Annotated in this window: 7 protein-coding genes and 1 pseudogene; all 8 read right to left on the bottom strand. The window is 66.9% G+C overall.

The genetic code is table 11. The features are described from left to right. Positions 1 to 768 (bottom strand): helix-turn-helix domain-containing protein (locus ACGWYJ_RS33790; RefSeq protein ID WP_395110630.1); only part of this gene is annotated, 768 nt, incomplete at its 3' end. Between the two features lie 18 nt (positions 769 to 786). Beyond that, complete coding sequence (locus tag ACGWYJ_RS33785; RefSeq protein ID WP_395110629.1) at positions 787 to 1,440, bottom strand: HAD family hydrolase; 654 nt, start codon at positions 1,438 to 1,440, stop codon at positions 787 to 789. A 271-nt stretch (positions 1,441 to 1,711) separates the two neighbouring features. Further along, positions 1,712 to 2,966, bottom strand: a pseudogene (locus ACGWYJ_RS33780) (IS256 family transposase). A gap of 259 nt (positions 2,967 to 3,225) precedes the next feature. After that, on the bottom strand, positions 3,226 to 4,056 hold the full coding sequence (locus ACGWYJ_RS33775) for a 5'-3' exonuclease H3TH domain-containing protein (RefSeq protein ID WP_395110628.1): 831 nt from the start codon (positions 4,054 to 4,056) through the stop codon (positions 3,226 to 3,228). 92 nt (positions 4,057 to 4,148) lie between these two features. Continuing rightward, positions 4,149 to 5,408, bottom strand: coding sequence for a glycosyltransferase family 4 protein (locus ACGWYJ_RS33770; RefSeq protein WP_395110627.1), 1,260 nt, complete (start codon positions 5,406 to 5,408; stop codon positions 4,149 to 4,151). Between the two features lie 43 nt (positions 5,409 to 5,451). Further along, complete coding sequence (locus ACGWYJ_RS33765; protein ID WP_395110626.1) at positions 5,452 to 6,255, bottom strand: reverse transcriptase domain-containing protein; 804 nt, start codon at positions 6,253 to 6,255, stop codon at positions 5,452 to 5,454. After that, on the bottom strand, positions 6,252 to 6,962 hold the full coding sequence (locus ACGWYJ_RS33760; RefSeq protein ID WP_395110625.1) for a WbqC family protein: 711 nt from the start codon (positions 6,960 to 6,962) through the stop codon (positions 6,252 to 6,254). The genes ACGWYJ_RS33765 and ACGWYJ_RS33760 overlap by 4 nt, the downstream gene beginning before the upstream one ends. After that, positions 6,962 to 7,663: a PIG-L deacetylase family protein gene (locus tag ACGWYJ_RS33755; RefSeq protein WP_395110624.1), complete on the bottom strand. Its 702-nt coding sequence runs from the start codon at positions 7,661 to 7,663 to the stop codon at positions 6,962 to 6,964. Before ACGWYJ_RS33755 ends, ACGWYJ_RS33760 begins: the two co-directional genes overlap by 1 nt. Positions 7,664 to 7,697 lie beyond the last annotated feature (34 nt).

Genomic DNA, 7,697 nt, shown 5'->3' with positions numbered 1-7,697 from the left:
CTGGGGATTCCCACCCATCCGGGCGGCCGTGACCGCCGCCCGCATGTGGAGAGCACCCATCGCGGCACGAGCGCCTGTTGAAGGTGTGCTCGGCCGCACGGTGTCCAGGGCATGTTCAAGCGCCTTGAGCCCAGTCGCCAGGTTATGGCTGGCCAGGAAGACCTCTGTACGGACGTAGGCAGCGGTGAGGACAAGTACCGGATCTTCGGTCAGACCCGCGGCCCAGCGCATCAGCTCGATGAGCCTGGCTGAAAGATCGTAGTAACCGTACTTGTAGGCGACTGCGTCCACTGCGCGGTAGCCAACCGCCAGGAGCCATGCCGCTTCGCGCAGATCTATCCTTCCGCCACCTTGTATCCCTCTGGCGAGCTCGCTGAGCAGTGGGGGCGTGGTCTCCGCTAGTTGTACGTACTGTGAAGCGAGCCGATGACGGGTGGCCGCCTCGATGGCCTCTCGAAGCTGCGGAAGGGGACGAACCGGTCCGTCATCGGGCAGGTCGTATCCATCAATGGCTTTGCGGATCGCCGGGATCGCCGCATGAATCCGCGTGTTAGTGTGCGCACGCTTCCCCGCCAGCGTATCCGGACTCGATCCAACTGCCTCAGCAACTGCCTCGAGCGTCCGGTCAGTGACTGGACGTGATCCTTGTTCGATCTTACGGAGGAGACTCAACGAGACGTGTGCGCTCTCAGCCAACTGCTGTTGAGTAAGCCGCCGCGCGGCACGCGTCGCGGCGATACGAGCGCCAATCCGCGTGTCAATATCCACCGAAGTCTCCAAGGACATCTACCGAAAATCTGCACCCGCGACAAGATCAGGTAGATCCGCCAGCCCATCCACAACCCAATCAGCAGCTCGACCGCCCTCAGGATCATTGGCCCAGAGATACCCCCACGGGCCGCGCCGCAACAGCACGGTCACCAAGCCGGCCGCTTTCGCGGGCACCACATCGTTCGCGGGATGATCACCGACATACATGATCTCCGCTGGAGCACCAGGAGCCCATTCGATCACTCTCGTGAAGAACGCCGGATCCGGCTTGGCGACCCCCCACTCCCCAGACGTGGCGACCGCATCAACCGGCAGGTCGAGGTCTCGCAACAGCTCGGCCACCTCGGTCGTCTGATTGCCCGCAACACCGACCCAGATCCGCCGGCTGCGCAGTTCAGCCAATGCAGGCCGCACATCGTCGTACAAGTCATAGTCGCTGAGTTGCTCGCCGCAGCCAGCGGCCTGACGGGCACGACGCTCCTTGACGACGTCCAGACCCGGCCGGATCAAACGAAGCGCATCGGCGTTGTCACGCCCCTGAGCCGTGACGGCACCGACCAGCGCGGACATGGTGTGCGCCGGGACACCAAGCCAATCAGCCCACGAACGCCACTCACGGGTATCATCCACTAGAGTCTCGCCTACATCGAACACCACCGACCTAATCACGCAGACCAGAGTACGAACCTGCAGTACGAACCTGCGCCGCCAAGGCCCACATCAGCCAACGACTGCGAGCCCCACTGGACTGCCCCTGGTTCGGGAAGATCAATGTCTCAAAGAGCCAACTTCGCCGAGCGCCATCAACAATGCGAGCATGCAGGTTAGAACGGACTTGATCGTGTGCCGCCACTGGGGCCGGGTGCATTTGGAGACTTCCGGGGCGTACGTCATCTCTTGGGAGTGTCTGAAAGTCTGTGGGTGAGGCGGTGATCGCTCTTCAGTTGAGGGTGATGCGGTCACCGTAGTGCAGGGCCAGCGCGTTGAGCGCGGCCTTCCACCCCTGGGTCCTTCCGGTGACGTTGGTGCGGCCTTTCAGGGGACTGCGGATGACCAGGTAGAGCGCCTTGAGCGCGGCCTGCTCGGTCGGGAAATGCCCGCGGCGGAGTGGCCTGGCGGAACCGGGCGTTCAGGCTCTCGATGGCGTTGGTGGTGTAGACGACCTTGCGGATCTCGGCCGGGAAGGCCAGGAACGGGACGAAGGTCGGCCAGGCGTCCCGCCATGGCCGGATCACCGCCGGATACTTCGCGGCCCATTCGGCCTCGAACTCGGCGAACCGCTGCTCGGCGGCGGCCTCGGTCGGGGCGGTGTAGATCTGCCGCAACTCGCTGGTGAGCCGGGTCCAGTCCGCCCTGGAGGCATACCGCAGGGACGAGCGGACCAGATGCACCACGCATTGCTGGACGGTGGCCTGTGGCCAGATCTCCTCGATCGCCTCCGGCAGGCCCTTGAGTCCGTCGCAGCAGGCGATGCAGACATCCTGCACGCCCCGGTTGCGCAACTCGGCCAGGACCGTCATCCAGTGCTTGGCGCCCTCGCCGCCAGTTCCGACCCACATGCCCAGCACGTCCCGCTCCCCGGCGCAGTCGATCCCGACCGCGATGTAGATCGGGCGGTTGGCCACCTGACCTTCGCGGATCTTCACATACAGCGCGTCGATCAGCACCACCGGATACACCGCATCCAGCGGCTGGGCCCGCCAGGACTCCATCTCGGCCACCACGTTGTCGGTGACCCGGGAGATCAGATCACGCGAGACCTCGACCTGGTAGATCTCGGCCAGATGCGCGCGGATCTCACCGGTGGTCAACCCCTTGGCATACAGCGAGACGATGGCCTCATCGAAGCCCTCCACCCGGCGGGCATGCTTGGGCACGATCTGCGGCTCGAACTCGCCCGCGCGGTCCCGCGGGACCGCGATCTCGACCGGGCCGACCTCGGTGGACACCGTCTTGGACGAGCTACCGTTGCGGTGGTTACCCGACGGCCGGGCCGGGCGCTCACCCCGCTCATAACCCAGATGCTCGGACATCTCCGCTTCCAGCGCGACCTGCAGCACCGTCTTGATGACACCGGCCAGCAGCCCGTCCGGACCAACCAGCGACACCCCCTCGGTCCGGGCCCGCTCGATCAGCTCCCGGGCAAGCCGGACATCCAGCCCGCCCGACCGCTCGTCCTTATCATCGTTGGTCACAGATGATCCTTCCCAGCCGGGGCAACGGCCCCAGCCTTCCGGATCACCACCCCACCCACACGATCTTCAGGACACTCCCCATCTCTTCTACCCGGTCGAGCAACGCAGCGGGCGGCCGAGAGGGTGTCGGAGTCGGTTGGTCGGCAGGTGGCGGGGAGGGCAGTTGGCCTTCAGGCTGGGGCTGGCAGGTTGTGACGTTTCCTGCCGGCGGGTCCCGGCTGGTTCACAGGCGTCTGCCCTGCTCCTCTCCCCGGGAGGGTCACCACAAGTTCAAGTCTTCGAGGGTCCGAGCGGCGCGTGGTAGTGGCGGGGTGGGGGCGTCAGTGCCGGGAGGGGTGGGTATGGGGATGCTGCGGTTGAGGCGGATGAGGTCTCGCCAGGTCAGGAGTTGGTCCCAGTGGTCGGTGATACCGCGGCAGCGTGGGGTGCGTAGGCGTGGGGAGCCGGGTAGGTCGTCAAGGTGAAGTCCGTCGGCGAGGAGGGCCGCGGCGGTTTTGGGGCCGATCCCGGAGATGCCGGGGATGTTGTCGGCGGGGTCGCCGGTGAGGGCGCGGTAGTCGGGCCACTGCCGGGCGGTGACCTGGTGGCGTTCCTGGATGTCGGGGCCTGTGAGGCGGTGGCGGGCCGGGTTGAGGAGGGTGACGGCCGGGTGGTCGAGGAGTTGGAACAGGTCGCGGTCGCCGGAGTAGCAGGTGACGGGTCGGCCGTTTGCGGTGGCGGTGTGGGTGAGGGTGGCGATGACGTCGTCGGCTTCGTGGTCGTCGAGTTCGAGCCAGGGCACGCCGAGGTGTGTGAGGGCGTCTTTGACCGGGCGGAGCGATTTGATCGGGGTGTGGTCGGCGGTGGCGCGGTTGGCCTTGTAGGTGGCGTCGTGGGGCTGGCGGGTGGTGTGGGCGTTCTCGCCGTCGAAGATGACGATGATTTCGTGGTCGGGGAGTTCTTCCAGGTGGGTTTTGCGGAGGATGGCTAGGAAGCCGAACACGCCGGTCAGGTCGCGTTGCTTGTCGCGGGACAGGATGCGGCGGCCGCTGAAGCCCCACCAGGAGCGATACAGAAGGTGGTGGCCGTCCACCAGCAGCAGGGGTGTCATTGCGGTTTGGCCCTCCCCGGAACGCGCGTGTCTGGGTGTCGCCTTTGACCGGGGCGGGCGGGTGCCCGCGTGCGTGCGGACAGTTTGAGAGGTTACCGGGATGAGTGTGCGGGCGCCGGCAGCAGGTATCGGAGTGTCGTGGAGAGGTTGGGGATGACGTCGCGTTCGGTGGCCACACGCTGGTAGGCGGCGGCGCACATGCGGGTGCGTGCGCGCTGGCCAAGGCCGATGGCATGCCGCAGCGCGGAGACGAGTGCGGCGGGGTCGTTGGGCGGGTAGAGCAGACCGGTGTGGCCGTGGGTGATCTGTTCGAGGAAGCCGTCTTTGGCGGGGGCCACGACGACCGGGCCGCCGTGCCGCGCCCAGAGGGCGACTTCGAAGGGGACGTTGGCCAGGGTCTCCCCACGGGAGGGGCAGATCACGGCGCGAGTGGTGGGAAGGCTGGCCAGGGCGCGCGGGAGCTGGCGGGTGAATGTGGTGATGAGGGTGGCGTCAAGGTTGAGGGCGGCGATGCGGCGGCGGTAGTCGTCCAGGAGCGGGTCGTGGTCATCGAAGGCGACGATGATCGCGACGAGATGAGCGGCGTCGCGGCATTGGGCGACTGCGTTCAGGAGCAGGTCGATGCCTTTGGTGGTGGCGGTTCGACCGATGGTGAGCAGCAGTGTCCGGTCGGTGGGGACGCCGAAGGCGGTTGCGGTGCGTCGCGCTTGGTCGGGCGGCATGGGGGTGAGGTCGGGGGCGTGCAAGTCGAGACTGGACTTGTAGGGAAGGAAGTGATCGGGTGACAGGCCGAACCGGTTGATGAGGTGGGTGGTGAGGAAGCGGCCGATGTCGGCGACGTGGATACCGGGGGCGGTGGTGGCGTTGAGTCCATGGTGCTCCCAGTCCAGTCGTGCGGGGTCCGGATCAGGGTGGCCGTGGATGTGCGCGGTCCCGTAGGGCGTGAGCAGGATGGTGATCTTGGCTTGGTCGGTGGGGTTGGCGAGGTAGGCGGTGCCGGTTCCCAGGAACGGGGTGTCGACGGCGATGACGGCGATCTGGTCGTAGTGGCGGGTGAGCTGTAGGGCGGTTGCGGCTGCCCCACGTGAGAGCTGCCGCCAGACGGTGGGAGACCAGAACTCGGCGGTGTCGTCGTGGTCGAGTGGCAGGATCTGTCCGCCGCGTGCGGAGATGATCTGTTCGGTGGCAGCGAGCCGGGCGGGGTCGTAGGCCCATGTTCGTGGGCCGGGGGTGGGGATGGCCAGGTAGGGGGTGAAGGGGCCGGTGCGTGCGGTCAGGTCGTTCCAGCGGTGGCCAAGAGCGCCCAGGAGGGTCTGGGTCTGGCGTCCGATGCCGTTGGTGCAGTTGGCCACGCCGTTAAAGGTGCAATAGAGAAGGGCGCGTCGCATGATCGGCTCATCCGGCGAGGTAGAGGTCTTCGGGATTGGGGCACCAGATCTTGGATTTGCGGAGGTTGGGCGCTAGACCGCGGCGGCTCAGGGCGGTGCTGATGCGCTCGGCGGCCTGCCTGGCTTCGGCTCTGGTGAAGCAGAAAGCGGTGTAGTTGTCGGTCAGCCGGATGAGGGTCAGCGCGGCCAGTTGCTCGTCCACCTGGACCAGGCGCAGATTGGTGAGCATGGGGCTCAGGCCGCTCCCGGGTACGAGGGGCGCAGGAAGCCCGCGCAGGATCCGGCGTATGAGTTCAAGGAAGGAGCCGTCGTGGATCCAGCGGGCGAGCCAGTCGACCGGTTCATCGGGATGGGCTCCGGCTGAAGCTGCGGCCACGTCGAGGTCGGCGACCCAGCGGCGGCCGGCTTGTATGTGGCGGGCTGCGGCGGCGACGGCTTCGACATGTCCAGCGCGGCGGCGCCAGCCATAACTCCAGGGCTGGTAGGCCGCGTGTTCAAGGATGGGTTCGGCGGCGTTGCGCAGGGCGCGGTGCACGATGCGGTCTTCCACCGTGGGAATGGTCACGGGCAGACGCTTGTCCCAGTCGGGCCAGGCGAGTTGGCGTAGCGGTGAGGGCTGCCAGGTTCCTTGGCGCAGGCGGTCACCAAGGACGCGGAGCCGATCGTCGAGGTCAGCGCGGTAGGTCTTCCAGGTGATGCCGTCGGCTCCCGGGGCCGAGGCGCGTCGCATGCATTGCCGGGCCGCCCGCCTGAGCCGTGCTGGGTCGATGACCAGCGGCATCAGGGTGTGTGCGGCGGGGTGCTGGTTCACGGCTGGGTCCATAGCCGGAGGGTGGCGCCTTGGCGGAGGATTTCGAGGGTGTTGGGCCCGTGACGGACGAGGGTGTCGAGGATGGAGACTGGCGCTCGGTCCGCCTCTTCTTCGGTGGTCGGGGTGGTGTAGGCGGCGATCTCCACGGTGATGCCGCTATCGGCGAGGAGTTGCCGGTCCAGGTAGTGGGTGGAAGCCCCGGTGCCGACGCGCAGAACTCGGCTTCCGGTGCGGCGGCACAGGTCGATCAGCATCGCCGTGCTGTTGCCTTCGGGCGCCAGTTCCGAGGAGCGCAGGATTTCGATGGGGTGGCCCAGGCACCGCAGCAGTGCGCGGGTGAGGGCCAGGTTCAGGGCAGCCAGGGAGTCCCAGCGGGATTGGTAGATGGAAGCGAGTTCGGTCGTGCAGTCCATCCAGTAGGGGGCGCGCCGGTATGCCTGTTGGATCGTCCGCCAGTGACGGGCGGTGAAGGCGGGATCGGCGATCTGGACATGGTTGATGGCTTGGCCGAAGCGTCGTGTTACGGGGACGGTGAGTCGGATACGCTCGCCCTTCCGGGTACGGATGAAGTTGCGGTTCTGCCAGCCGCGTTCGGTGAACTGCACGTGGTCGAGCAGGACGAGCCGGTCGACGTCCAGGAGCCGGGAGAAGTAGCCCGCCCATGGTAGGTAGGCGGGCTGGTGGGGGACGAGCACCTGCGAGCGCATCAGTACATCACCCGGTAGGGGACGAAGGTCTCGGCCAACTCCAGGCCGACCGAAGCTCCGGCGGCGGTGTCGATGGTGTGGATCCGGTCGATGTTGCGTGGGTGGTTGGCTTCGCGGAGCTGGGAGGCGTAGGCCGACAGTGCGGCGCGTTTGGCGGGCCAGTTGTCGGAGGTGTCGATGTGGACGCGCCATGGTTCGGTGTCGCGCGACCAGGAGTCCTCGGGTCCGGCGTAGCCGAGCACGATGCGGGGCGTGTGCTTGAGTGTTCCGCCGTGCCTGGCGGCGGCGAAGGCCGCTTGGTGGACGGCTTGGTGGTCCTGATGGAAGCCGGTGGCGGCCGGGATGAACAGCAGTGTCGGCCGGAGTTCTTGCAGGGACAGCGGGCTGTCGGTTTCGATCAGCTCCACCAGTTCGCGGAGATGGCCCCCGGGATAGGCGGAGCGTTCGTCGTTGATCCAGGCGATGTGGCGTCCGGTGACTCCCAGGGCGTCGCAGGCGGCGTTGAATTCTTTGGTGCGTAGCGCGCTGTCGCTTGTGCCGCCCCACATCGGTGCGGTGTGGCAGCAGACGGCGAGCACGTGGACGGATATGCCTGCGCGGGCCAGCCGGTTCAAGGTGCCGCCGGCGCCCAAGGTCTCGTCGTCCGGGTGCGTAGCGATGGTCAGAACGGTGTCGTTGTGCCCGAGACCGAGAAGGGTCATGAGGATTCCTTCGTCATGACGGGGTGTTGCTGGC

It is taken from the genome of Actinomadura sp. SCN-SB, from assembly GCF_043906805.1.
Lineage (GTDB): Bacteria > Actinomycetota > Actinomycetes > Streptosporangiales > Streptosporangiaceae > Spirillospora.
Note: the sequence above shows the minus strand (reverse complement) of the source record. Positions and strands in the feature narration are given on the sequence as shown.